This window comes from Stenotrophomonas sp. BIO128-Bstrain (assembly GCF_030128875.1).
Taxonomy (GTDB): domain Bacteria; phylum Pseudomonadota; class Gammaproteobacteria; order Xanthomonadales; family Xanthomonadaceae; genus Stenotrophomonas; species Stenotrophomonas bentonitica_A.
Window position 1 is genome coordinate 2,549,801 of record NZ_CP124620.1, and the last position, 23,191, is coordinate 2,572,991.

The 23,191-nt window shown below is 62.8% G+C and carries 24 protein-coding genes; 3 read left to right on the forward strand and 21 right to left on the reverse strand.

What is annotated here, in order from left to right; genetic code table 11:
• Window positions 1-5 precede the first annotated feature (5 nt).
• The 10 genes from mobF to POS15_RS11480 all read right to left on the reverse strand — a co-directional run bounded on the left by mobF (window position 6) and on the right by POS15_RS11480 (window position 11,730).
• The gene (gene mobF / locus POS15_RS11435; RefSeq protein WP_284128201.1) at window positions 6-1,970 is read right to left on the reverse strand and encodes a MobF family relaxase; all 1,965 of its coding nucleotides are present in this window, start codon (window positions 1,968-1,970) and stop codon (window positions 6-8) included.
• A 62-nt stretch (window positions 1,971-2,032) separates the two neighbouring features.
• The gene (locus tag POS15_RS11440) at window positions 2,033-3,904 is read right to left on the reverse strand and encodes a helicase HerA-like domain-containing protein (protein ID WP_049419594.1); all 1,872 of its coding nucleotides are present in this window, start codon (window positions 3,902-3,904) and stop codon (window positions 2,033-2,035) included.
• Entirely contained in the window at window positions 3,882-4,709 is an 828-nt protein-coding gene (locus tag POS15_RS11445; protein ID WP_049419593.1) for an ankyrin repeat domain-containing protein, read from the reverse strand. Before POS15_RS11445 ends, POS15_RS11440 begins: the two co-directional genes overlap by 23 nt.
• Window positions 4,710-4,991: 282 nt before the next feature.
• Window positions 4,992-5,195 (reverse strand): hypothetical protein, encoded by a 204-nt coding sequence (locus POS15_RS11450; protein ID WP_005410159.1) that lies wholly within the window; start codon window positions 5,193-5,195, stop codon window positions 4,992-4,994.
• 137 nt (window positions 5,196-5,332) lie between these two features.
• On the reverse strand, window positions 5,333-5,857 hold the full coding sequence (locus POS15_RS11455; protein ID WP_046272099.1) for a hypothetical protein: 525 nt from the start codon (window positions 5,855-5,857) through the stop codon (window positions 5,333-5,335).
• Window positions 5,858-5,945: 88 nt separating this feature from the next.
• Window positions 5,946-8,927: a TraM recognition domain-containing protein gene (locus POS15_RS11460; protein ID WP_111207075.1), complete on the reverse strand. Its 2,982-nt coding sequence runs from the start codon at window positions 8,925-8,927 to the stop codon at window positions 5,946-5,948.
• 23 nt (window positions 8,928-8,950) lie between these two features.
• Window positions 8,951-9,283 carry a hypothetical protein gene (locus tag POS15_RS11465; protein WP_088475699.1) on the reverse strand — a complete coding sequence of 111 codons (333 nt, stop codon included), beginning with the start codon at window positions 9,281-9,283 and terminating at the stop codon, window positions 8,951-8,953.
• Window positions 9,284-9,348: 65 nt separating this feature from the next.
• On the reverse strand, window positions 9,349-10,605 hold the full coding sequence (locus POS15_RS11470; RefSeq protein ID WP_088475700.1) for a hypothetical protein: 1,257 nt from the start codon (window positions 10,603-10,605) through the stop codon (window positions 9,349-9,351).
• A 59-nt stretch (window positions 10,606-10,664) separates the two neighbouring features.
• Window positions 10,665-11,300: a hypothetical protein gene (locus POS15_RS11475; protein WP_088475701.1), complete on the reverse strand. Its 636-nt coding sequence runs from the start codon at window positions 11,298-11,300 to the stop codon at window positions 10,665-10,667.
• Window positions 11,301-11,328: 28 nt separating this feature from the next.
• Complete coding sequence (locus tag POS15_RS11480) at window positions 11,329-11,730, reverse strand: hypothetical protein (RefSeq protein WP_111207076.1); 402 nt, start codon at window positions 11,728-11,730, stop codon at window positions 11,329-11,331.
• Window positions 11,731-12,495: 765 nt separating this feature from the next.
• Between POS15_RS11480 and POS15_RS11485 the strand changes: the two genes are divergently transcribed.
• Together POS15_RS11485 and POS15_RS11490 are read left to right on the forward strand one after the other, a co-directional pair.
• Window positions 12,496-13,551 (forward strand): hypothetical protein, encoded by a 1,056-nt coding sequence (locus POS15_RS11485; RefSeq protein WP_260620247.1) that lies wholly within the window; start codon window positions 12,496-12,498, stop codon window positions 13,549-13,551.
• A gap of 44 nt (window positions 13,552-13,595) precedes the next feature.
• Window positions 13,596-14,477, forward strand: a complete 882-nt coding sequence (locus tag POS15_RS11490) for an HNH endonuclease signature motif containing protein (RefSeq protein WP_185812587.1) — start codon at window positions 13,596-13,598, stop codon at window positions 14,475-14,477.
• Between the two features lie 224 nt (window positions 14,478-14,701).
• Here the strand turns inward: POS15_RS11490 and POS15_RS11495 are convergent, their stop codons facing one another.
• The 4 genes from POS15_RS11495 to POS15_RS11510 form a co-directional block, all read right to left on the reverse strand.
• A complete protein-coding gene (locus POS15_RS11495) occupies window positions 14,702-15,271 on the reverse strand; it encodes a hypothetical protein (RefSeq protein ID WP_260620246.1) in 570 nt (189 codons plus the stop codon).
• Between the two features lie 35 nt (window positions 15,272-15,306).
• A complete protein-coding gene (locus POS15_RS11500; RefSeq protein ID WP_024958779.1) occupies window positions 15,307-15,903 on the reverse strand; it encodes a ParA family protein in 597 nt (198 codons plus the stop codon).
• Between the two features lie 114 nt (window positions 15,904-16,017).
• The gene (locus POS15_RS11505) at window positions 16,018-16,482 is read right to left on the reverse strand and encodes a hypothetical protein (RefSeq protein ID WP_049419586.1); all 465 of its coding nucleotides are present in this window, start codon (window positions 16,480-16,482) and stop codon (window positions 16,018-16,020) included.
• Window positions 16,473-16,646: a hypothetical protein gene (locus tag POS15_RS11510; RefSeq protein WP_158229327.1), complete on the reverse strand. Its 174-nt coding sequence runs from the start codon at window positions 16,644-16,646 to the stop codon at window positions 16,473-16,475. The genes POS15_RS11505 and POS15_RS11510 overlap by 10 nt, the downstream gene beginning before the upstream one ends.
• A gap of 165 nt (window positions 16,647-16,811) precedes the next feature.
• Here POS15_RS11510 and POS15_RS11515 point away from each other — a divergent pair, with 165 nt between their 5' ends.
• A complete protein-coding gene (locus tag POS15_RS11515; RefSeq protein ID WP_197614967.1) occupies window positions 16,812-18,599 on the forward strand; it encodes a type 4 pilus major pilin in 1,788 nt (595 codons plus the stop codon).
• Window positions 18,600-18,761: 162 nt separating this feature from the next.
• Here the strand turns inward: POS15_RS11515 and POS15_RS11520 are convergent, their stop codons facing one another.
• The 7 genes from POS15_RS11520 to POS15_RS11550 form a co-directional block, all read right to left on the reverse strand.
• Window positions 18,762-19,523, reverse strand: coding sequence for a hypothetical protein (locus POS15_RS11520; protein ID WP_185812535.1), 762 nt, complete (start codon window positions 19,521-19,523; stop codon window positions 18,762-18,764).
• The gene (locus tag POS15_RS11525; RefSeq protein WP_099533696.1) at window positions 19,520-20,437 is read right to left on the reverse strand and encodes a hypothetical protein; all 918 of its coding nucleotides are present in this window, start codon (window positions 20,435-20,437) and stop codon (window positions 19,520-19,522) included. Before POS15_RS11525 ends, POS15_RS11520 begins: the two co-directional genes overlap by 4 nt.
• Before the next feature lie 86 nt (window positions 20,438-20,523).
• Window positions 20,524-20,964, reverse strand: coding sequence for a DUF6573 family protein (locus POS15_RS11530; RefSeq protein ID WP_099533698.1), 441 nt, complete (start codon window positions 20,962-20,964; stop codon window positions 20,524-20,526).
• A 262-nt stretch (window positions 20,965-21,226) separates the two neighbouring features.
• Window positions 21,227-21,700: a hypothetical protein gene (locus tag POS15_RS11535; RefSeq protein WP_065427889.1), complete on the reverse strand. Its 474-nt coding sequence runs from the start codon at window positions 21,698-21,700 to the stop codon at window positions 21,227-21,229.
• Between the two features lie 25 nt (window positions 21,701-21,725).
• Window positions 21,726-21,980: a hypothetical protein gene (locus POS15_RS11540; RefSeq protein ID WP_024956687.1), complete on the reverse strand. Its 255-nt coding sequence runs from the start codon at window positions 21,978-21,980 to the stop codon at window positions 21,726-21,728.
• A 359-nt stretch (window positions 21,981-22,339) separates the two neighbouring features.
• Complete coding sequence (locus tag POS15_RS11545) at window positions 22,340-22,828, reverse strand: hypothetical protein (protein WP_049419582.1); 489 nt, start codon at window positions 22,826-22,828, stop codon at window positions 22,340-22,342.
• Window positions 22,821-23,180: a hypothetical protein gene (locus POS15_RS11550; RefSeq protein WP_284128202.1), complete on the reverse strand. Its 360-nt coding sequence runs from the start codon at window positions 23,178-23,180 to the stop codon at window positions 22,821-22,823. The genes POS15_RS11545 and POS15_RS11550 overlap by 8 nt, the downstream gene beginning before the upstream one ends.
• Window positions 23,181-23,191: the final 11 nt, after the last annotated feature.

The following is a 23,191-nucleotide window of genomic DNA, read 5'->3' on the forward strand; positions in this document are numbered from 1 at the left end:
TTCCCCTACTGGTCCCGCTCGTAGAAGCTGTTGGCAGTGATCAGGTCACCGGCGTTCTTCTGCCGGCGGATCTCGGTCAGCTTCGTGTCGCCTAGGGCCATCTTCGCCAGTTCAAAGCCGTTGCCCGCGGCGATGGGCTGAAGCTGGTCACTGTCCCCTTGCAAGATCAGCTTGGCGCCCACCCCTTGGCAGTAGGTCATCAACTTCAAGGTATCGCCGGTGGCAATCATCCCGGCTTCATCGAGCACCACCACAACGTTCTTCGTCAGTGCAGCCTTGCCCTGCCGGAGCTGGGAAAAGAACTTTGCAACCGACATGCAGGGCATGCCGGACTCTTCTTCCAGCTTGGCCGCGGCTTTACCCGACACGGCCAAGCCCATCAACTGCTTTCCTTCGGCTTCGAAGCACTGCTTGTAAACCTCGGCCACGGTGGTCTTGCCGGTGCCGGCCAACCCCGACATGACCCCCACGCCGGCCGTGCCGTGGGTGAGGTGACCGATGGCGGCGTTCTGCTCCTCTGTGAGGGTGAACCCCTTTCGCTTCTCATACGCGGCGATCACCCGGTCTACTGTGGAGCGGAACAGCTTGAGATCCGTCTCGTTCTCCCGCTCCTTCGAGCGGCGGATGATCTCGGCCTCCCATTCGACCATCCAGGTGGCGCAGAAGCGATCCTCCCGGTGCTTGCGCGCCAACCGAACGCCCCGGTCGTCTTCGTGGAGGTATTCGGCTTTCACGCGCACCAGATCGTCCTGCTCGGTGAACTCATTCACCATCCTGAGGATTTCTTCTGAATTTTTTTGTCCTGCGAACTCCATCCCCAACTCCCGGACCAGGTCATGCTCGCAGAACATCGCCTCGTTTTCGTGCATGCGCTGCAAAACCTCGTCAAACGTATGCGGGTCCAGGTGTTGGCCTTTCGTCTGCTTGAGCGACTGGGTGGTGGGAACCAGCTCCGGGTGCTCTTTAGCGATGTTGGCGAAGGTTTGCTGCCAGTCCTTGACCACCTGCTCGAAGGGCGGTTCTTCCTTTTTTTTGCGGGTGGCCTTGCAGGCCTCGTCGTGGCTGGCGTTGGGGTGTTCCTTGACGTAGTCCAGGATTTCTTGGCGGCGGGTCTTCGTCTGAAGCACCAGCTCCCGGTCGATGCCGGCAATCGTCGTGAGAATCTGGCCGGTCTCGCGCCCCATCACGTCCACCTCGCGCTCCCGCTGAATCCCATAGCCCAGCGCTTTCATCGCGGCGTAGAGCTCCACTTTGTAAAGGTGATCCGCGGCGTGACGGTGGCGGTAGATCTCGATGGCATCGAACGTGCCCCACTGACCGTCCTCGCCCATCGAGATCCCGTAGACCAGGTGATGGGTGTGCAGGTCGGGTTCCACGTTCCGGTTGCTGACATGATCGGCGGCTGTCCATACCAATCCCGCCGTGCCTATAACGTCTACGCCTCCTTGTCCGCGCCGGGTCTCCACTTTGCTTTCGATGTAGCGCATGGCCACGGAGCAGGCCTGGCGGTGGGCCTCCAGGATGGCCAGCTTCTCGCGATCATCCGCCAGCGCAAACGCCACGCTCACGTCCCCCGGGGCGGAGATGGTCAGATCAAACCCGACCCGATGGCCGCCCTCCCACTTCTCCATTGGCTTGCCATCGTCGTCCAGTCGCACGTTGCCCATGCGATCCGTCTTGATGACCAATTGGGGCTCCTCTCCCGCGTTTTTGCACAACGGCCTTCCGGTGGGTGAAAAGCCCTTGCCCAGCAACTCCATCACCCTTCGGGTGACCGGTTGATCTTCCAGGTCGAGTTCGGCGGCGAGCTTGCCGCCCCAATTGAGCGTCTGCCGCGGATCAGGACCGCTGCCGGCGTAGTAAGCCACGGCGCTATCGATGGACAGGCGCTCGGTGGCCAGCATGTAGTCGAACATGTTGCCGTTGCGCTTGTTGTGGCCGCGGGCATCGATGCGGGTGCAATTGATCACGGGGACCTCCTGGAACGTTGATGGATCCAAGGTCCCAGAAAACGGAGAGTTGGCAAGGCCGATCACCGCTTGAAAAGCGCGTCGATTTCCTCGGGTGTCATGGTCAGCACCCGCTGGACCGTGTCGATGCCTTCTGCGGTGGTTGGGAAGGCCAACGCGTCACCGGTCAAAGGGGGCAATTCAGCTTCTCCCACCACACCGGCCGGCTTGGTGGTCCACGCGGCGGCCACCTGCCCTTCGCGAACCGTTGGATGGCTCCTGCCGGGCCACGTCAGCAACAGCACGTCCCCGCCCATTTGGACGATCGCCTCGATGCCCCACTTCTCGGAACCGTAGCGATTGCCTTTGCGGAAACCCAACCGGTCGGTGAGCTCACCGCTGGAAACCAACGCGCGGCTCTCTTCGTGAATCTGGGCCTTGTCTTCGTGCCCACGCCAGGCGATTCTCCGCTTGCCGAGCTGGCTGGCCAGCTTGTCCCGGGTCGCCCCCATCTGCACTTGGCACACCACGTGGGTGCCCACCAGCGATGAGAAGGCCTGGGCGGTCTTGTCCCCATAAACCAACTCAATCTGGGAGTGATCCTGGACCGCCATGATGGCCACCACGCCTTTGCTGCGTCCCAACGCCAACAAGGGATCGATGTTCAAGCGCCCGGCGCTGGTCAGCTCGTCGAACACGAAGTAGAGCCCACGCCCGCCCTCGTTGTCCGGCAAACCTGGCCCAATGAGATCTGGCACGGCCACGTTGATCATGGCGGCGATGTAGGCCTTCGTCAGGGTTGGGTCGGGTCCGGATTGAACGATGACCTGCTTGCGCCCGGTGTAGTCGTCCCGTATCCACTCGGTCATCGAGAAACGGCGCTTGCCAACCTTGGGCCATGCGGTGGCCAGGTCGTCGATGAGGCGGGTGAAGCCCCCGAGGGAAGACAGCACGCTGGACGTGGTTTGGCTCTCCGGATCACGCACCAGTGCGGCGCCGCGGGGGTAATGCGGGCGCATGCCTGCGGCCATCTCTGCAGCCGGGCGGCGCACCAAGGCCGCCAGATCGGGCCACCCCCACTGGCCAGGCCGGGTGTTCTGGAGTTCGCGCACGCACCCGATCAACAGGTCCTGGGCGGCCATGCTCCAAAATTTGGCGTTCCCGTCGCCCTCTGGGATGAGAGAGGCGGCGAACGCCGCCGCCTGGGTCGGGGTCCGCACGTCGGCGGCGACGTCCCACACGTGGGAGCGCGCATCGAAGGGCGACACGATGATGGGCCTTTTGAAAATCGACGTGAAATCACCCTTGATGTCGTAAAGGAACAGCTTTGCGTCCCTCTTTCGCGTCAGTTGTTCCAGGATGTGCTTGAGGATGACGCTCTTGCCCGAACCCACCGAGCCGGTGATCAGGACATGGCGCGCCCAATGCTTTTTTGGCAACAACAGATCCGGATGGAGGGACAGGGCGAAGGGATCCGCCTCGGCGTCTTTAGGAGTTACCGAGCGGCGCCGGGCTTCGTCCACGGCCTCCTTTCCTTCCAATAGCCGCGGTCCGGCCAGGTGCCAGGTGTTGCTCACTGGCTCAGCTGCCTTGAGGAACATGCGAAGGCCAAGGCCCGCCGCCAGCAGAAGCGACGCCCCGATGCGGGTCCACGTCGCCACTGGGTGGTGATAGGCCACCAGTTCGATGAACTCCCGTGCCGGAGCGCGAGCCGAGATGCCGACGGTCAGGAAGTGATAGGCGGTGACCAGACCGCCTTTCACGGCATCGGCGAAACGGATGAGCGAGCCATCGGGATTCGGGATGAGCCAGGCAACGCCCATGCTCCCCACGTAGACCAAGCCAAAGACGAATGCACAGGCAAGAACGGCGCGGTGCCAGTATCGGACCGGCTGGGAAGGCGCAACGCTGCCGGGCACGTCGCCCAGGGCATCAAAGGGCTTGGGTTTGCTCATGTCGGTGCATGCGCGTCGGGGTCCGCCCTCGCCACCCTGGCTGCTCTGGATTGGCGCCGTGGGCCATCAGGTGGAGGCAGGCCCGGGCGTGCTTGTGAAGGGCGGCAAGGTGGAGCGGTGCCCACCCGTGGGCGTTGAGGGCCGCCACGTCGGAGCCCGCTTCAACCAGAGGCGTGACCAGCGAGGCGTGACCAAACCGGGCCGCGTGGTGCAGGGGCGTGTTGCCGCTCACATCGGGCAACCGGGCGTCCGCGCCCATGCCGATGCAGGCCAGCAGTGCTGCTTCGTGGCCCGCCCGGGACGCCCCCACGAGCCAGCCCTGCCACGGTGCGTTCTCCCGCAACCGGTTTGCATCGGACTTCCGTGCCCGCGCTTCCTCCACCGCCATCGCCATGCCTTGGAAGAGCGAGACGTGCTCTGCCATGGACAACCCAGCCACCCTCTCTGCCAAGGTGCTGTATACCATCGGCTCGTCACGGTCTGCCAAGCGCCTCCCGTAAGCACGCACCAGGTCCCGGGTGGAGGCCCGCGTGGGCGCGTCGAACCCCAGGCGATGCAAGCCCCAGCGCAGGTCCACTTGGGGCACATCATCGTGCTCCCGCTGGCGCACCTGCCAAACCAGACCGCCCAACCGACCCTCAACAGGGGCAACGCTCAGGGCGTGGGCGCGCGCCAACACTTGCGAATCGTGAAGGCCTTTGGATGCGCCGGCTTCGCGAGCGAGCGCGGCCGCCAAGGCCTCCGCTCGTTGGAGGTCCAGGGGACGCAAAAGGCGCAACAGGGATTCTTGAGTGTCCATCTCCATGGTTGTAGCGTTGAATCGCTGGCCGTCAAGCCAACACGCAGAAATGGTGGGTCAGGAAGGACTTGAACCTGCAGGGGAGTGAACCAGCAGTTTTACAGACTGCCCCGGCTTCGTTACCGGACTACTGACCCGAACGCTAAACGCTGTCGGGTGGGCCAAAGACGATCCAACCCAACATGTAGAAAATCAGCGCGGGGTAGAACCAGAAATCAAACCCATCCCAGTCAAACCGGCGCCAACGCTTCCTGCACCTTGCACGCAGCTTGAGCCAGCGCCGGCTGCTCACCGGAAGGAACTCTGGACCACCACCCCGATGGTCACAAAGCCCGCCACCGCCATGGCCACCACTTTGAGCAGAACCGGAACGGCCGGGGGGTAGACGAGAACAGCCGCTGCGAAGGCCGCGGTCAGCAGGAACAAGCTGGTCAGCAGTGGAACCGCGTTTTCGAAAGCGAAGTCTTTGAGGGCATTGAACAACGTGGACATGGTGGCTTTCCTTTTGGTTTTATGAGTAGGTCTACCTACTCTTTACAAAACCAGTAAAGCACCATCAAACTGGACGTCAAGACGCAAAAATGCCCGATTCTGCGAAGAACCGGGCAGATTTGAACATCGGTGAAAAATTACTGTCGGAAGACGTTCGGTTGGGCCTGCTTCTGGTGCTTCTCCCAATCGTAATTGGCAGCGTAGTCCTTCATGAAAGCCGCCTCCTTCAACGAACTGCGGGCGTAATCGGCGTATCCCAGGCGCCCAGGTCCGTTCTCCATCCGCTGCTCACGGGTCAACATGGGAGGGGTCTCCTCCCGCTGGGCCCCGCGTTGCTGCCGCCACTGCGCAACGGTCGCATGAACCACCTGCTCGTGCTTGTCGTCCGGCTTTGCATCACGAACGGCTTTGTCGGCCTCCTGGATCTTTGCCTGGAGCGCGGCGATCTGATCGGGCGAGGCCTTCTCTGCCCACTCCAGAACGCGCTGTCGGCGTTGCTCGATGGCGTCTTGGTCTTGGACCACGTTCTGCTCGAAGTCCGCCCGTGCCGCGCTGTCCTTCTGGGGCGGTGGGCGATCGCCCAGAAGCCGCTCGTTGCGCTGCGCCTGGAGTGCTCGCAGCTCGGTCATTTCTTCGATGGGTTGGGAAAGGGTGTCGCTCATGTTTGTTTCCTCCGCTGGGGTGAATGGGTTCATCGTTGATCAATCCGTGGGTTTGGCAAGGGGGGGCGAGCCCCCTTGCCTATCCGCATCAATCCGCATCGGGCAGCAGCTCCGCCAAGTCGATTCGCTTGATGCCGGCACGGTTCAGCGCCACGATGGCGTGACCACGGGGCTCAAGAAGGGCGGAGTATTCTTCCTGCAGGAAGAGCGGCTGCACCTCGCGCTTGCCCCCGGTGGGCATGTCAATGTCGCGCGCGATCTCGTCTTGGCCCAGCGTGTCCTCCGATCCAATCCGCCAGCGGCGGCCCGTCACGGCGTCGATGCGCGAGGCCGTCAACCGCCCGGCCCCTTCCATGCGCATCTTGTCGTAGGCGGACGCGTAGGCATGGTCCGGGTCGTTGAGCACGGAGTGGCGCCAATTGTTCATGCCGCCTTGGTAGTCGATGCCCCGGGTGCGCTGTTTGAACGTGGTCAACGTTGCCTGTCCGAACCGCTTTTCCAGGTATTCGTGGGTGTTGTGCGAGCACTTCAGCGCGATCACCGACTGCATCGTATTGGCCATGAGATCCGCCTCGTTGACCGAACCAAAGGCGTTGACCAAGCTTTCAAACCCTTGCGTTGCAAGCACGGGCATCAACCCCAGCGAGCGCGAAACGGAGAACAGGTTGATGTCATCGGCCGTCAACAGCAGGTGGGCCTCGTCCATCATCAACATCACTTCAGTTTGCCCAGGCAACGCTTCGCGCCACTTGTCGCCGAATGCACCACGCGCCTTGATTCCGTTCATGACCCGCTGCTTGAGCAGGCGCATCATCATTTCACCTGCCTCACCGAACTGCGTCGGCGGCAAGAAGAGGCCTACCATGGCTCCATAGAGCGCATCGGACACGTCCACCTCGCCCTTCTCGATCGAATGCCAAGGCATGTCCGTTTTGCTGTCACGCAGCTTTTCGCCTCGCAAGAGCTTCTCCAGCAGCCCTCGTGAGTTGAGCGTGAACGACTGCCTCTGTTCCGGATGCATATCGGGAACCTCCTTCAGCGCCCAGTTCAGCGAGCTCTGCAGCTGAGACATGGGACGGAAGAGGTCTGGGTGGATGGTTTCGGGAGCGTTGTCCTGACGAAGGCGGTGCTGCTGCAGGTAAGCCGCATAGGCCAGCCGCCCCTCTTCGTCATGGCTCGTGTCCGCCTCTTCCAGGCCCAAATATTTCACCACCTCCATCAGCCTCGGATTGGCACGAGGCGCTGGGCTGGCGGGAATCACGTGTTCCACAATGGACAACAACTTGATGTGGTGGAATGGCGTGTAATGCCATTGCCTGTCATCGCTCACCGGGATTCGATGGATGGCGATCTGCTCGGCGATCCGCTCGATCAACGCCTCAGTCTCGGCCACGTCCTCGCCCAGCTTGCGCTGTTTGACCAGCTCAAGCTCCGCATCCAACTGTGCACGCTCCAGCCCTTCCAGCTTGGCCGAGCACCAAGACCTGTAAGCCATCTCGTGATCCACGAGCGCACGAAGGATGATGCCGGTGTGGTAGAGAAACGCGTCACCGCCGTCCGTCCAAAGCTTGGATTTCTCGTCCACTCGCCCACCGGCTGCACCGCGCAATGCCCGCACGATCTGATCCGGCGCCAACCCTTCGTATGGCGCCACCCGCATGCCGGGTTTGACGACGATATCGAACAATCCTTCCAAGTCCGAGATGATCGCCCCGTCTTTGCCGTCGGCGATGAGCGCGCCACCGCCGGCAAGCTTCTGCTGCTTCAAGCGATCCCTTGCATCTGCGTGGCCTGGCGCCACACATGCCATCGCCAACGCGGCTCTACGGAACCGACGAGCGATGGGTCTCAGCGCAGCGAAGGATTTGCCAGATCCAATGGCTCCAAATACGAGCAGGCCCTGCTGACAATCCCTCCACGAGAACATCATCACGGTGCCCAGGTCGGGCGAGTAGCCATAGCCCTTGTCGGAAAGGTGTCCCGTGGCGCGCCCAATGGTGATCAGCGGGGTCTTGTCCCGCAGTGCCGCCTCAGCTTGCTGTTCACGCGCCTTGACGTGCGCGTTGATCAGCGCCCCCTGGGTGGCCAGGTTGTTGTCGTTGTTCTGCAGGTAAAGCCGGGCGGCGTTTTGGACAAAGTTGCCTTCGGCGTATTGCATCGCATACATGCATGCCAGCACGTAAGGCGCCGCCTCGCCCAAGCCAAATGGCAGGACCTTGGCGACCACCAGTGTGGCAAAGATGAGCCCCACCCACTTCATCGCTTGAATGAAGCGCGCGGCTGTCCCGCCAATGACGCCCCGGTGCGGGTGCGAGGCCGCCGACACAAAGCAAACCACAAACAGGATGCCCACCAAGCCAAAGGCCCACCACAGGTAGGTCTTAGCCATCTGGGCATACACAGCCATGCCGCCGGCTTGCATTGCCACCTCGGTGCTGCCATCGCTGTCGCCGACCACGAACTGAAGCGCCATCGGAACCCATTGCAGCAGCACCAGGGCTTTCAGGGCCTCCTTCATGCCCTCGCCTTGCTTGAGGGCGATGAAGTATGGAATGGTCAGCAGTAGAGCGGCCCAGCCTGCCCAGCCGATGAGGCTCACCAGGAAGGTTGCCAGAACGCCGATCACGGGGAAGGCGAGATACATCAAGGGAGTGGCCAGGCTGTCGCCGCCCTGCCCCATGTCGTTGCCCTGCAGGAAGCCCTCGGCACGCCGTCCAAGCTTCGTCGTGATGATCCGCGATTGGGTGTCCCGCAAATCTTCCGGAACCTTGGGCCACCACTCCTGGAATTCGTCCTCGCTGCGTCCGTCGGGCACCTTGAACACCTGGGCTTTCTCGTCCCAGACGGCGCCGCACTCCAGCGCGAAATCCCGGTCAGCCTCTGGCACATCGAGCTCTCGACTACGGACGCGATCAGTCACGTCAAAGCGCCCCACCAGGTTTTCATACTCCTCGGCGGATTTGACGATGATTTCTTCCTTCACGTTCGAAGGCTCGCCGCTCTTCCGGCGGAACTTGCGCCCCAGGCCGCTCGTCCAGTCAAGCACGTTGAACAAACTGATTGCTGCCATCTCTGTCTCCCTCCCCTGTCAGATCAACGAAGCCAATGCGCCAAGACGGCAAGCACCAAGCAAAGCGGCGCGCACGCCAGAAAGCCCGCTTTGGCCACCCAGCGCTCTGCGACCTGCTCAACCTTGCTCGCGTAGAGCCGATCCTTGGTCCATGCGTCATACGCGGCGTCGTCTCTGACCGGAGGCCTGCGATCGGCGCGCAAGTAGTAGAAGGTGCGGCGGACGCCTTCGCTCAGGTGGCCCATGCCAAACGATTCAGGGCTGCCGAGGAACAAGCGCCCGTGCAGGTTCAGCCACTTTGAGCCGAAGTGAAGTTTTCCGGGTTCCCGATATTGCGTGAAAAACCACTTAAACATGTCTCCCCCTTATTCATGAGTAGGTCACTTCTTTCTAGATCGAATCCGCAGATGCGCAAGGGGGATCAATCGATCCCCGACTTCTTCGCCCAGGCGTCCAGGTCTGCGTTGGCTTCTTGCTGCCAGTCGTGCCTCGGCTCGGCGGCTGGTGCGGGGGCCTTCTTCGGCAACGGGGCGGTCGCACGTTTCGGCGAAGGCATTGGCTGGGACGCAATCGGCGCTGTCGTCGTTACCGGGGGAGCGGCGACAGGTGCGGGTCTCTCGATCGTGGCTTCTGGCTTGGCCTGTTCTGAAAGCACTGCTGGAGCGGGCGCGACCACGGGGACTTCCACCACCTCCGGCAACTGCTCGGGAGCGGCTGGAGTGGCCACCGGCGACGCGGGAGCGGGTGTGCTTGGAGGCACCTGGTTGTTCTTCCCAAGCAAGAAGTAGATCGCCCCCGCGACCAATGCTACCGCCACCACACCGGCCAAGACCCAAGGCAAACGAGAGCGGGGGCTGGGTTGGATTGGAGTTACCGGCTGCTCTACTGACGCGGCATGTGGCGGCTGGCTGGACCCTTCAGGCACCGCAGAAACGGACAGGGTATCCACCACGTCCTGCTGAGACAGGTCGGCCAAGGGTGCCGCACCTTCACCAGCAAGTGCCGCTGGCACATGAATGGTCGAATTCGCATCCAGCGCTTCTTTCGCAGCCCCACGAAGTCCATCCATTCCATCGGATACGACCCCGCCAGAAGCGAGCAGGTCGTTGCTGGTCATGCCAGCCCCTGTCTCACCAAACAGAAACTGCTCACTGCCGAGCTCTAATTTCGTTAACGAGGTAACAGCTCCAGGGTCTGGCACGAGATTGTTCGCACCGCCCAGTCCATCTGCAACCTGTGCGCCAGGCTCTCCAAATTCATCAACCAGTTCCCAAACGGTGCACATTCCCTTATCACCCGCTCCTACGAGAACCGGTGCAGCTGCATCGGACGTCAGTTGCCTGACCAACATTTCCTGCTCCACGGTGAGCGGAGCGTCTTGAGGCTTCTCTTCGACAGCACTATGTTCCTGGGCTTCTCGGGTGCGCTTTGCGTCCAGTTGCGCCTTGGCTTGCTTCGCCTTCTCTGCAGCGGCAACAACGCCCTTCTGGGTCAACTCGGCAGTGCGCTTGCTGATCACCCCGGCCCAGTGACCGGCAGCTTTCAGGTTTTCTTTCACGCCATCGGAAACCAGCCGCTCTTCCTGCGTGGGCGAAGCGGTTGGGGTTGCCTTGGCACGCTCAAGCAGTTCCTTGCGCTTGCGCTGAAGGATTCTTTGGTTCTTTTCTTCTGGGGTCATGTGGGCTCCTCGGAAGGGGGAAGGAAGCCCGAGCATCGATCGACACCCGGGCACTGAGATCACCGGACGTCAGGCACCGGGGTAACGACGATCACGGGCTCACCGCTGCCGCAGCGGTCGTCCACCGTGACCTTGGACAGCGCGCCACGCTTGGCCAGCTCAACGATGGGCACCTGGCAGGCGGCCTTGTCGGCGCCTTGGAACACCACCGTCAACCCGTTGCTGGACTTGTTCAACAGACCCGCGAACTTGTCGAGGAAGGCCCGGGTGTCGCTGTCCAACCGCTTCATGTCGGCGGGGTTGTAGTTCAAACGCAACGAATCTAGGACGGCTTCCTGCTTGCCTTCCACGGTTTCGGTCTTGGTGACCACTTCGGCCTTCATGCCAGCCGCACGGGCGGCGTCGGCGGCCTGCTCGGCGTGCTCCCGCTGCTGCGTCACGTAAGACGCCGAAGCACCCACGGCAGCACCGGCGGCGCAAGCGCCCAAGGCCTTGTCTTTCTTGCCCGTGAGCAAGGCGATGGCTCCGCCGGCCACGCAACCGATGCCACCGGCTTTGAACAGACGCTTCTTGTCGGCCTTGGGCTTGCCATCGTCCTCCGCGGCATGGACCGCATCAGGGGCGGCCTGGGCGGAAACCTGAAGCGGCATGAACGCCGCCAGGCAGAGAGTGAGAGGAAGGGAAAAACGTTTCATGGGATGGATCTCCTGCTGTGGGGGAAAGTTAGGTGCGTGGAGCAGTCATGGGTCCGGTTGCGGGCACCTTGGCCGCACCAGGACCTTTTGGAGAGGGTTGCGAGAGGGCCGCCGTCACGACCTTGCGAAGCGCTTCTTCGTAGCGCTGAATGGCGCTGTCCTGCTCCGCCTTCGTTTCGTCTCGCAACCGCCGCAGGTCTTCTTGGAGCGCACTCCGGAACAGCGCGTTCTCTTCCCGCAGATCGTCGATGAGGCGCTCCAGCTGAGCGTTGGCGTTCTCCAACACGCTCACCACTGACGTGGCGGTGTTGTGTCGCTCCAGCGCCTCTCGCACGTAGGCGCTGAACGCGCTGCCCGATTCACGGGCGAGCCGCTGAGCAAGTTTCAGTTGCCGAGGGTCGAGGTTTACGTTTTGACGAACGAACGCCATCGGTCGAGTAACTCCGTTTCGGGATTACTCCACCGATACCGCGAATCTCGGAGTTGGCAAGGCCCCACGTCAGGAGCCTGAAAAACATGGGCCAAACGAGCTAACAAGCACTGACACTGTCTCCATTCGGTGGTGACATGGTCAGGCCTTGATTGCATTGAGGTTTCGGCTGGCGTTACAGCGATTCTTGGGCGAAAAACGCACTCCCACTTCAGTGCGTCATGTGTATGACGACTCTAGGGAACCGTCCGGGCTCCTGCTTCTCTGCCACTGCCGACACTGCTTCCACCCACGCTGAGCTCTTGCAGTTGCTTTTCGGCGGCCCCTTGCGTGTTGCCCCAGGTGCGCTATTGGTGGTCTACGCCCCTCGCCCCACAGGACCGCCGCCCACGCCATGCCCACGCAACGCTCCCGCTCTTCCACCCCTCACGCCCACCGATGCCCCACCCCGGGAATCCGTGCAAAGTTTTTCAGCCCACCGTTTCGCATTGCCCCGGATCCCCAGGACAGGTTGCCCTCGCCCACCCGCTGCACCGCCCCACGACACCCAAGCCACGTTGGTTTTAGTCAAACGTGTGCAGTGCCATTGGATGCACCGACACCGTGCTTTCCGAATCTTCCGTGGGCAGCCAAAGAACCACTGGAAGGAACCCGCAAATCCCTCGCACCAATTCGTTTTAGTCAAACGAGGGTGCGCGCCATGGCCTCCATTCACCGCCATTGGCCCATGAATGATCCACCTGCTGTCGTTTCAGGAGTGCTCTCATGAACACCGCTGACCTGGACGCGTTTGCCCGTCGCGTGCTGGCCTTCCATGCCGTCCGTGCGCCTGCCACCCCACGCTGGGCGCTGGACGTGGCCCGCCGTTCCGAAAGCCCTGTGTGCGCTTTCTGCACCGCCCCCTTGGACTTGGACCGTAGCCATTCGTGGGGGCTCTCACCCCTCGTTCCGTTGAGCCTAGCCGGCCCAAGGGACACCGAGAACCTGCGCATGGCTTGCAAGCGCTGCATCACCGAGCGGGGCACCCGTGACCTGTTGGCCTGGCCCGAGTTGAGCCAGCGGCTGCCACCAGAACCCTTGGACGCCCTGCTGGCCGACCGGCTGTTTGTCCTCCAGCGCTCCGACAACCACCTGGTCGAGGTGGGGCGCTTTGCCAAGCCAGCCACCGTCCTTGCCCAGCTCCAAGAGCGCTGGATACACCCCCGGTTCGTCGTTCACGCCCAGAGGCATTCGGACGGCTGGATAGTGGGGTGGCCACTGGCCCACCGTGCCCATCTGACGCGAAACGACTTGGCCGCGCTCTTGCGCAATATGCACCAAGGCCAATGGCTGGAACACCCCGACGTGGTGGCCTTCCGGTTAACCGAGGATGTTTTTCAAGCGGCGGTGTGGCAGCTGATCGCCCTCCACGCGTTGGTCATTCCCCTGCCTTTGGGGACTGCTCTCCCTCCCGACCGCTCCTTTGAGAACCGGTGGATGGCCCGGTATCCAAGCCTGCGCCAGATCCGACTGCGGCGACAGGGCACGCACGAAGCACCGTGGCCTAGCCAGGCCAAAGACCACATCCCGGCTTACAGCGACAGGCCCAACGCGGTTCGCATGCGGACCCAGCGTCAAGCCACACGTGAGGGGGAAACGAAGGCCCAGTGGTTGGAAGCAAGGCGGCGTTTGGCGAAGCGAGACGCGGGCGTGGCAAGTGGGACGCTGAGGGCATGGTTGCCCGGGGAGCGGGCAGCCATGCAGGCCGATGTGGACGATCTAGCGTCGTCGTGGTTGGAGGCCCGCCAGCGGAAAGTGCAAGGCCGCTCTCAGCGGCCGTGATCCACTACCATTAGCTTCGCACCCAACTTCGAACACCATCCGGCATGGAAAGCGAAAAGGAACGCATCGCCAAGTGGCGGGCGGAGAAACAACGACGACGCCACGAAGAGAAGAGCCAAGCCGCCACGCGGACCTACAGAAGCCTGTTTGCCATCGATGACGATGAGCTGACCGATCCGCCCGAGCTTAAGGAATACTTGGTCCGGCAGAACCTAGCCAAGGGCAACCTCGCCCGCCGGATGAGCAGCGGTGAGGTCCAGTTGGCGCTGAACACCTGGGGCTTGGACGAACTGAACCAGCTTTGGAGCATGCGCCGAGAGAAGCTCACTTACCTCGAAGACGCCGCCCTCCTGTTGACCCACATCCGACACCGATCCGGCATTGACCCACAGCTGCGCCCGGCGGCAGAGCTGCTTGGATACGACGCCATCCAAGCACTCCTGGGAGTGCTGGAAGAGAGCGGGCGGTTGGCAGTGGAACAGGCACTGCCCCCGGCGGCGGAAGCCGTCGTGGCCGAGGGCAAGCGGGTGGAACAAGTCCTTCGGGTGATCCGAGAGGGCCAAGCCGAGTTTCGTAAACGCCTAGTCGCTCACTACGGAGCCGTGTGCATGGTCACCGGGACCGCCTTGGCAAGCGTCATCGACGCCGCTCACATCGTCCCCTACAACGGGGCAGCCACCAATGCTTTGAGCAATGGCTTACTGCTACGGAAGGACATCCACGCGTTGTTCGATGCAGGCCTGTTAACCATCGGGCCGGACCTGGTCGTTTACGTCAGCGCGGGGGTGGACGATCCGTTCTACCGTTCGCTGGACGGAAAGGAGCTCTCGCTGGACGCTCCGCCCAAGATGTCCAAAGAGGCCCTGCGGCGGCGACTGGCGGGCAATGAATCGTCCGAACTGGAGGTTGCCAGCCTTCCCCAATGAGCCGACCCAAAACTCCGGCTGATCGGACAAATCGAACCATTGCTCATGATAGAAACGCCCTCCGCGTGGATCCGGAAGTTCAATCAACGGTTCTTCGCGCCGTAGGCGTATGCCTGCTCCCGCCAGGGGACGCTTTTTTAGCTGCTTTTGCTCTACCCACGGGATGATCCACAGCTACAAGAAAGCGGCTATGGCCGCTTTCTTCGTTCCCCTGTTTGTGAGGGTCAGTAGATCTTTCCGTTCTTGCTCATCCCCAGATTCCGCACCGCCACCCTGGCGGCCTTGCGGTCCTCCGCGTGTTCGTCCTCGGGCGAGCTCACGATCAACAGCGTCTTGTCCTTAATGAGCGAGGCCGCCGCGTAGTCTGCCAGCGCCACCATCGCGGTGGTCAACGCGACTTCGCTGCCGGCGTCCTCCGAATCGTCAAAGCCGAACAGCTTGGCGATGTTCTCGCGGAGCTTTGGCGGGATCGTCACCATGGCCCGGTGGTGGCGCAGCCCGTCCTCCCTACGGCGGTAGTCGTGCAGGGTGACCGATCGGGGCATGACCATGTGAACCCGCTTGCCTCCCACGCTTCCCGCCTTCTGGCTGTCGTCGTAGTCAAAATAGGACTTGCGCTCCGGGTAGTCGCCCGGCCCCAGCAACAGGTGCTCGGGGATGCGGGCGATCGGAAGGCTTGCCGCTTTGCTGGCCCTGCGGGGCTTGGCATGGGTCACGTCTTTGACGTCATCCAAGGTGCGCTTGACGGCCTTCTTCGTGGCAGCCTTCTTGGCAGGAGCTTTGCGAGTGGCCATGGGTAGGTCTGGGAGGGAAACCAAGGGAAGCTCCATCATGCCGCAGCCCTCCGGCCTGCACCAGCGGCCAAGGTATCGCGCACCCGGACAGCCAGGGCGTGAATCTCCTCCTGGGCCACCCGGGCCCAGCGGCCGTTGGCGTCGAACACGGTCTTTCCCTCCTCGTAGCAGTCCGCAAACAACGCTCGGTCCCGCACCAGGACGGCGCCCGACATCTTGGGGTGCTCCAGGCGGCGGCGATGGGCTGCCCGCTTCTCGTTGGCCCGGTTGGCGATGGGCAGGTAACGCTTTCCCTTCTTTTCAAGAACATCCACGGTTCGCAGGAAGATGAGAAAGCTGGCCCCATCGAGCAACGTGGGCACCAGGTAGAGATCAGCCTCGGGGATCACTTCGTTGTCCGGCAGGCGTGGTGGAGTGTCGGTGATCTCCACGTCGAAGCCAGGGGAGCGCGAGCGCCCGACACTGAACGGTGTTTCGTCCGACAGTGAGGCAAACGCACAGGCTCCGCCTTGGGGGTCCCGGTCGTTGACCAACACACGCAGGCTGGGGTCACGGGCATAGCACCCGGCTAGATTCAGGGCCAGCGTCGTGCGGCCGACGCCACCCTTGAGTGAGAAGTTGCACAGTCGCATAGGACATCCTTTCGTGAGTAGATAGGGGTTCCTATCGAATCTAACCCGACGCTGCCATTGCGCAAGTGTATGTTTTTGCAACCCTTTCGGGCCGTTCAGCCCTTGGATTCTTTTCTATCCTTCCGACAAGGCGGCTGGACGACGGCAGTCCCACCGCAGCGTGTGGGCGGTGTTTGACGCCGAGCAATGCAGATCGAACGGCTGAGAGGCCATCCATGCTTTGACAGACGGTGGCGCAGCGCCATGCAGTGCTTCGATGATCGTCCAGCGTTGTTTTGCCGGACCGAACTCCGCGAACACGTCCGCCCCTGCTTCGGCCAGCAATCCGGCCATCTTGTCGTAGCACTGCCGCTTGGCCGGGTCATCCTGGTTCACGTGCCACGCCATGCAAGCGACGTGGAAAGCGGTGATTCCGTTGGGCCCCACCGGGTGGTCCAAGGACGGGAAAGCCGTCAGGCCCCTCCACGCCTTCAGACGTGCCTCGCGGATGGCCGCAATGGTTCTCTTCAAAGCCTGTGTGTTGCGGTGCTCGATGGCATCCAGAAGCCGCTGAGCACGCCGGTCGGTGGTCATTTCCATTTCAGCTCCTTGCGCAGCTGGCGCTCGAAGTGGCGTTGCTCGCGCGCCAGGCGGGCTTGCCGGCGAAGCTTGCCTTCGGGCAGGAACGCGGGAACCGTGGGAGGGATGTGCGCGAAAGGAAGGCCAGCGATGGGGCGGGCCGAGCGGGTGGGGCTTTCAATCATGGCGACGGTCTCTTGGGTTATTTAAAGCGGTCTTCGTGAGTAGGTCGCCCCACTCCCTTAACCCCATGCAACCAGACCACCACGCAATGTCAAGATGAAAAATCCAACTTTTTTTGACTAAAAACAGGGGCTTGCGGAATCCAAGGTGCATCGCATGCTGAATGCATGACGCACACGACCCGCCCCCGCTGTTCGCCCACCCTCACCCGCCTTTCCAAAGGCGTGCGCTGCGCGCTGGGCTTCACCCTCACCGAGGCCTTGCTTGCACTAGGGACCGTGACCGCCGCCACGGGCGCGATGTTCCTGTTCTTTGGCCAGGTCGATGCAAAGGCCAAGGTGGCCAGCGAGACGCGCAACCTGCGCGAGCTGTCCCGTCGTATCGAGAGCAGCTTTGGGGTGGTGGGAACGTTCCGCGGGGTGAGCACCACCGCCGTGGTGGTCGATGGCCTGGCCCCCGAATCCCAACTCGGCGTCGGGGAAAGCGTCTTGACCAACGCGTGGGGCGGCGCAGTGAACGTCCAGTCCTACACCGTCGAACGCTTCGGGGATTCGTTCTCCGTCAGCTACGCCGGCCTTCCTCGCCAAGCGTGCGTGGACCTGGTCGCGGCCAACGCGGGCGGGGTGTGGGACGCGCAGGTGTCGGACGTGTCGGTGATTCGAAACACCGGCGGCCAGCTCGACGTGGGGTTGCTGGGTAGCACGTGTGCGGACAAATCACGCGTCGTGTTCGTTTACCACAGCGGATTGTTGGGAGGCGAGTGGACCGGATCGCCGCTGGTGTTGCCCCCCGTCACCCCCTCGGTCACGCCTCCCGTTTCTCCACCCGTGGGAAGCCCCGTAGGACCCGTGGGACCGGTCGCGCCTTCCCCGCCGGTGTCGCCCCCAACCGCCCCGCCACCAAGCGTTCCTCCCATGACGCCCCCACCAGTCACTCCGCCCGCTCCTCCGGTGAGCGTGACGCCTCCGGCCCCGCCCACGTCACCGCCGGTCACGCCGCCGCCGACAAGCACGGTGCCGCCGTGTCAGGAGTGGAGCGAGAACCGAACCATCAACTGCCCATTGGGCCAAGTGGGCCAGGTGTTCCAGAACCGCCGTCACCACTGCGGAACCGATCCGAGCGTTTACGAGGCGTGGGCTGGCTCCACGACGGCCGGCAGTTGGACCACGACCAACAGCACCTGCACGCCGTGCCCTGCTCCCGAGACCCGCAACGTGGGATGCCCTGCAGGTCAGTTTGGCTCGATCGGCCAGCGGCGGACCTTCTCATGCACGGGCACCGGTTCGTGGGACGCCTGGACGCAGGCCAACACCACCTGCGCGGCGTGCCCAGCGCCTTTCCCACAAGCCGAAACCCAGTGGGTCACCACGGCGGCCGCTTGCCCGGCGGGCCAAAATGGATCGCACACGTGGCAGGCCGAGCAGCGGCGGACGAGGACTGGGACATACAGCTGCCCAGCCACCACGTGGTCGCTGCCCAGCCCGACGTTCACCACTTGGACAAATTGGGCGGAGACTGGGGTTCGTCGCAACGAGGCCAATACATGCACCCCCAACGCACCACCTCCGACGTTTCCCGAATACACCGGGCGATCTTGGCATTCGTGGGGAGACGGAGGGCACTACGGCTGGGCGATCTTCTGCAACGCTCCCCGGACCCTGGCCGAGCTTCAAGCCACCTCGTTGGCATGCACTTGGCAATACGAAACGAACGACACCCCCACGTTTACGCCAGAGCCACCTGGCGTGACCCGCCCAACACCGGCTTTGGAAGCCTGTGTCTACGCGCTGCGCGCCAACTTAACTCCGATGCCAGGTTACGGCTTCGTCAACCACCCTGGCACCGCGGTTTGGCCTGCGGCTTGCTCGTGCAGCGTCGTGGGTCCAGGCGCGCGGTTCTACTGGCAAGACCTGGGAGCGAGCGACTGGGTGGGCTTTGAATTCAAGTGCCCCTGACGGCAAAGAAGGCGGAGGGCATCCCTCACGTTCGAAGTGGCAAAGCTTCGGATTTCCAAAACCGACCGGAGGCAATGCCCTCGCACCAAGCGTGCTTTTCAGAAGGCAGGTGGCTTGGCCACCTGCGGCGGCTTCTGGGCTCTTCGCTGTTGTGCCTCGAAGTCAAACCCCAGCCAAGGTTTTCCACATCGCCTTGCCCTGGGCTTCGTGAACCGATGCGTATTGCTGTGGATCCCAGCTGGTCCCGGTCAGCAGCAGCCCCAGCTCTGCCACGATGGCCTGACAGCGATCGCCAAAAGCCAAGACCTCATTGAAGGTCAACCCAAGCGTGTTGATGTCAAACGCGCCAGGCTCCTCGTCCAGCTTGCGCATTTCCAGGTGGGCGTGGTGCTTGTCCCGGAGCGTTTTGATCTTCTCAGCCACTGGGTCGGCCATCAAGAGCGCCATAGCAGCGGAGACCTTTTCCCAGCCACTATCGAAGCGCGAGTAGTTCTCGTCCCGATCGCTCTGTCTGAACTTCTCCTGGAAAACAGCCGAGCTTTCGGGCGGCAGGTCACTGATCGGTTCGTCGTGGAAGTGATCGAAGATGCGACCGTAGCGCTCCCGGTAGTGCTCCTTGATCGCGGGATCTGCTTGAAGCTTTCGCCAGAGGTTGGTCAGGCTACCGGACCGCGAATCGTTATCCAGAAAAAGCCGTGACTGATCGCGCACCAGGTCTTGTCCAAGAAGCGGCGCCAGGTGGTTCCAAGCATTGGCACCCGGCGTCTTGTCCAGCTTGGCTTTGAGCCCTGCCTGGATCGCGGGGTCTTGAATGAGTGGGGACAAAATGTGCCGGCGCTCGTCGAGGATGTGGCACTCCTGCGTGAGCACCCGAACGAATCCATCGATTTGGCGAATACGTTGTTCCAGTTCCTCAGGCTTCATTCTTGCTCCGCCTCCAGCGGCACCTGCTGGAACCGCACCTGCAGCCGCTTGATGAGCGCACGGGTTTCCGCGTTCGGAGCGCGCGTGCACACCAGCACCGCCTCCCCGTTGGGCACGTGGCGGATCGCCTTCTGCTCGGCCCGGAGAACGGCGCGGTATTTCACCGCTTGGTAGACGCCGCGCTGGAGCTCGTCCTCCGAGCACTTGCTGGTTTTAACTTCCACCGCCAGGCGATGTCTTCCGTTATCGAAATGCGCGTCCAGTCGGTCACCCGAGCTCAACAACTTCTCGTTGCTCCCCGTGGGGAAGCTCCCAAAGTCCACGAACTCTTCGGGATGGCTGGCCACCCACGCCTTCAACGCTTTGTGCTCATCGCTTTCTGGCCTGCCACCCTCCTGGACTTTAGGAAGGGGAAGAGGCGCATCCGCTGCCACCTCTTCAACCGCCCCGGCGGACGGGGTCAGCATGGTGGCTCCCAGAGCGCGGGCGACCCGGTCCCAATTGGGATAGGTGAAAACGTCTTCCATCGCCTCTCGCAAGTGCGCGCGGCGCTCTTCCTCGGTGTCCAACTTCTTGCCCGCGAAGTAGGCCGGCGAAATCGTTATGGCACCCTCGCCAGGGTGTTTCGTGTTCTTGTTGACGACGATTGCATGGAGGGGTGGGATGGGCTCCTTCCACTGCTCGCTGAGCCACTGCAGGGCCTGGGCCACTCCCCCGGCGACGGTGCCGTAGAGGTCTTTGCGGGGTTTGATCTCGTGCCCGAAGGTGTCGTGCAGCTCTTGGGCCAGGTCGCTGTAGGAATGAGCTTCGCCCTCCTGCGCCCACCGGATGAGGATGGGCAGCGCGTCAGGGATAACCCGGCTGCGCCAGGGTGTGCGTGCAAACTCCACCTTCGACCAATCGAACTTTTCCATCCCTACCCCTCCCTTGTCGTCCCGCCATGGTAGCGGCGGGACCAGCACGGGAAAACGATGAGGGCCGGTTTCCCGGCCCCCCTTTCTCAATCCTCGTCGGGCAGCATGATGGTGACCACCGGCTCCAGGGCGTCCCCGGGCCCACACAGTGCTTTCAAGGTGACAAGGCGATGGGTCGACCGCGTCAGGCCAGACCCGGCCTCCGGGTGGGCTTCGTTCGACAACCAGTCGCCGGCATCGGGCAGAGCCACGTGGAGCTGATAGTGGATCTCCGAACCCTCGCCCTGTTGCCGCTTGATGGCCACGTGGAGCATGAAAAGCACATCCCAGAGCCGGCCGTCCACCGACTGGCCGCGCAGTTCCAACCCTCTGGGCACTTCGACGTAGCGTGCCCACGCAGCGTGGGTGATGGCCACGGGCAACTTGAAAACGGCTTCTTTGGCCACGTCGGACACGTCCACCAGGACGCCGTCCTCGATCGCCTGGGCGCGGGTGTAGGAATGGATAAGGTCGAATTCGTCAAACATGGAGGCACCTCGCTGGTGAGTAATGGCCCGGTCCAGGGCATCCGGTCCGGATGTCCTGGAATGGAAAACCCACCGCCCCACCGCTCGGCGCGGTCAGGGGAGGAAATGGAAGGGCTGGCGCGGCCCGCAGCGAAGCGAGGACACGGGCCCTGGAATGTCCCTTGACCGGAGAAGCTGGGCGATGGGGCCGCGCGCAGCGCACAAAGCTTTGAGAGCGTGCCGCGTTCGGCACACCGACACACGGTCGGAACTGGAGATGCCGTCAGCCCTGGGTGCAGATCAGAGCCACCCGGTCCATCCAGGCACTCTGCCCCGCGGAGGCTTGAGCGGTGAGCGGGCCCCAACCTCGGATGAAGCGAAGAGACGCAAGTTGGACGTCGTCTTGGGGCCAATACGGGCCATCCGGCGAGAACACGAAGTGATCGCCCTGCAGGGCCCCGCAGGTGGTGCAATGGTGGGCCAAGTAGGTTTGCCCTGACGTCCGGGGCGTATCGAAGCGAAGCCAAGGCGCGTGGCCCGCCACGAAAGCGGCAGTGTTCTCGTCCAAACGCTCGATGTAGCGCAACACGGCACCCTCCCCCTGATCCACCAGGTCCTCGTCGTCGTGCTCCTCGAACGAGGGCACCCAGATCGCGGCGGTGGGCGTCGGCGCGTGGCAGAAATGGCACTCGGTGTGGCCGAGCAGCAGGCCGTAGGCCGGGGCTTGAACGGTGGATGGAGCAGCAGCGTGGGTCATGAATCCATTTTTCCCTACCAGAATGTCAGCCGGTGAGACGAGCCTGCGTTGAATCATGGGTGTTTCGGAGCGTGCCCCGCTGTGAACCCAGCCACGCCATTTGCTTGTATTCGTCTTTGCTGAGCAACTTGGACACTCCCAGCCACTGCACCAGGTGGTAGTGCGCAATCGTTCGTGGGTAACGCTGAATCCCCTCGTGTAACAGCTTTGGCAGGTAACACACAGAGCCATCGCGGCGCTCGTATGCGTAATAGCGGTGGCGGGCGGCACGCGTGGTCATGGCGTTTCCCTCAGTGCGCCCAAAGGGCACGATCGATGCAGCGTTCAAGGCGCTGGGCCAACCAAAGGCTGAAAGGAAGGGCGATGGGGGCAGCGATGGCGAGAAGAGAAAGGGTCATGTCGGCGGTTCCAGTCGGTGGGAAAAGCGTTGCGCTCTTCCTGACCCCAAGGTAGATCGCCCTGGAAATTTGTCCACGGGTGTAGTGGACAAAATCTTGACTAAAAGCAAAAACTGCGGAGCTAAGGCCGCAGTTGTTCCTAACATCGCTTCTCGCGCCGAAGGCGTCACCTGCTCTTTTCCGCCCCTGCTTTTACAGAAACCGGCGCGCAGCGACCGGTGGCGGCGTTGGGCCCTTGGCTCTACAGCCTTGCCCGCTTTGCACTGACACTTTCCCGGGCAGCCCATGCCTGCTCCAGGTGGACCGCGCGTTGTTCGGCTTCCACCGTGGCCACCACGTGCGGCATCGCCGCCTTCAGCGATGGCGTGTTCCAGAACGGGCTTCCCCGGTGAGGGTTGCCCCCCAACCGCAACAGCACCAACGCCGTCTGTTCAAGTCCGCTGCGCTCGTCGGGGTCGTCGCTCAGCTGGTAGTCCGCCGCCAGCTTTTCCAGCGGGCGCTCGCACCAGTGGTTCCTTTCTTGAGGGTGCGCCCCGGCTTGCAGGAGGGCTTCGACGATGCGGGGCCAGGCAAGTGCGGCATGAAGCGCTGGGCCTTCGTTGAGGCGCCACGCGTTGGGGTTGGCGCCCTGCCGCAGGGCCTGTAGAGCGCCGAAAAGGCTTCCCTCGACGCACGCGTGAATCAGTTCAGCGCTCGGACTTCCTGGCGGTGGTGGGCGGCGGTCAGCCATGGCGGCTGCCCCGAACCTGGTTCCGAATGAGATGTCCTTGGACGTAGTCTCGGATGATCTGGCGCACCGCTTCTGCGGTGGAAATCCCCGCGTTCACCGCGCCCTGCTCCACCGCCTCCAAGACGCTGCGCTGCAGCGGAAGGTAGGCCAGCCGCACGTCCCGTTCCCCACCCAGCCGACGCATGCTCAGTGGGTAAGGTTTGGCGGCATACATGGCGAGCACTTGGCGCACGGCTTCGTTTCGCGTGACCTGCACGCGCGCGGCGGCCGCCTGCAAGCGCTCCAGATCACGGGAGTAGCCCCGGGAGGACGGAAGGGTGACAAGTTTTGGGGAAGGGACAGGTTGAAGCACAGCGCGCTCCG

What these genes read in the sequence shown, in the direction of transcription:
- POS15_RS11475 (WP_088475701.1), bottom strand. Translation starts at nt 11,300, where the DNA reads ATGAAACGTTTTTCCCTTCCTCTCACTCTCTGCCTGGCGGCGTTCATG.
- POS15_RS11510 (WP_158229327.1), bottom strand. Translation starts at nt 16,646, where the DNA reads ATGATTGAAAGCCCCACCCGCTCGGCCCGCCCCATCGCTGGCCTTCCT.
- POS15_RS11465 (WP_088475699.1), bottom strand. Translation starts at nt 9,283, where the DNA reads ATGTTTAAGTGGTTTTTCACGCAATATCGGGAACCCGGAAAACTTCAC.
- POS15_RS11530 (WP_099533698.1), bottom strand. Translation starts at nt 20,964, where the DNA reads ATGTTTGACGAATTCGACCTTATCCATTCCTACACCCGCGCCCAGGCG.
- POS15_RS11445 (WP_049419593.1), bottom strand. Translation starts at nt 4,709, where the DNA reads ATGGAGATGGACACTCAAGAATCCCTGTTGCGCCTTTTGCGTCCCCTG.
- POS15_RS11485 (WP_260620247.1), top strand. Translation starts at nt 12,496, where the DNA reads ATGAACACCGCTGACCTGGACGCGTTTGCCCGTCGCGTGCTGGCCTTC.
- POS15_RS11520 (WP_185812535.1), bottom strand. Translation starts at nt 19,523, where the DNA reads ATGAAGCCTGAGGAACTGGAACAACGTATTCGCCAAATCGATGGATTC.
- POS15_RS11460 (WP_111207075.1), bottom strand. Translation starts at nt 8,927, where the DNA reads ATGGCAGCAATCAGTTTGTTCAACGTGCTTGACTGGACGAGCGGCCTG.
- POS15_RS11480 (WP_111207076.1), bottom strand. Translation starts at nt 11,730, where the DNA reads ATGGCGTTCGTTCGTCAAAACGTAAACCTCGACCCTCGGCAACTGAAA.
- POS15_RS11490 (WP_185812587.1), top strand. Translation starts at nt 13,596, where the DNA reads ATGGAAAGCGAAAAGGAACGCATCGCCAAGTGGCGGGCGGAGAAACAA.
- POS15_RS11500 (WP_024958779.1), bottom strand. Translation starts at nt 15,903, where the DNA reads ATGCGACTGTGCAACTTCTCACTCAAGGGTGGCGTCGGCCGCACGACG.
- POS15_RS11540 (WP_024956687.1), bottom strand. Translation starts at nt 21,980, where the DNA reads ATGACCACGCGTGCCGCCCGCCACCGCTATTACGCATACGAGCGCCGC.
- POS15_RS11450 (WP_005410159.1), bottom strand. Translation starts at nt 5,195, where the DNA reads ATGTCCACGTTGTTCAATGCCCTCAAAGACTTCGCTTTCGAAAACGCG.
- POS15_RS11525 (WP_099533696.1), bottom strand. Translation starts at nt 20,437, where the DNA reads ATGGAAAAGTTCGATTGGTCGAAGGTGGAGTTTGCACGCACACCCTGG.
- POS15_RS11535 (WP_065427889.1), bottom strand. Translation starts at nt 21,700, where the DNA reads ATGACCCACGCTGCTGCTCCATCCACCGTTCAAGCCCCGGCCTACGGC.
- POS15_RS11440 (WP_049419594.1), bottom strand. Translation starts at nt 3,904, where the DNA reads ATGAGCAAACCCAAGCCCTTTGATGCCCTGGGCGACGTGCCCGGCAGC.
- POS15_RS11545 (WP_049419582.1), bottom strand. Translation starts at nt 22,828, where the DNA reads ATGGCTGACCGCCGCCCACCACCGCCAGGAAGTCCGAGCGCTGAACTG.
- POS15_RS11505 (WP_049419586.1), bottom strand. Translation starts at nt 16,482, where the DNA reads ATGGAAATGACCACCGACCGGCGTGCTCAGCGGCTTCTGGATGCCATC.
- POS15_RS11455 (WP_046272099.1), bottom strand. Translation starts at nt 5,857, where the DNA reads ATGAGCGACACCCTTTCCCAACCCATCGAAGAAATGACCGAGCTGCGA.
- POS15_RS11470 (WP_088475700.1), bottom strand. Translation starts at nt 10,605, where the DNA reads ATGACCCCAGAAGAAAAGAACCAAAGAATCCTTCAGCGCAAGCGCAAG.
- POS15_RS11495 (WP_260620246.1), bottom strand. Translation starts at nt 15,271, where the DNA reads ATGGCCACTCGCAAAGCTCCTGCCAAGAAGGCTGCCACGAAGAAGGCC.
- POS15_RS11515 (WP_197614967.1), top strand. Translation starts at nt 16,812, where the DNA reads ATGACGCACACGACCCGCCCCCGCTGTTCGCCCACCCTCACCCGCCTT.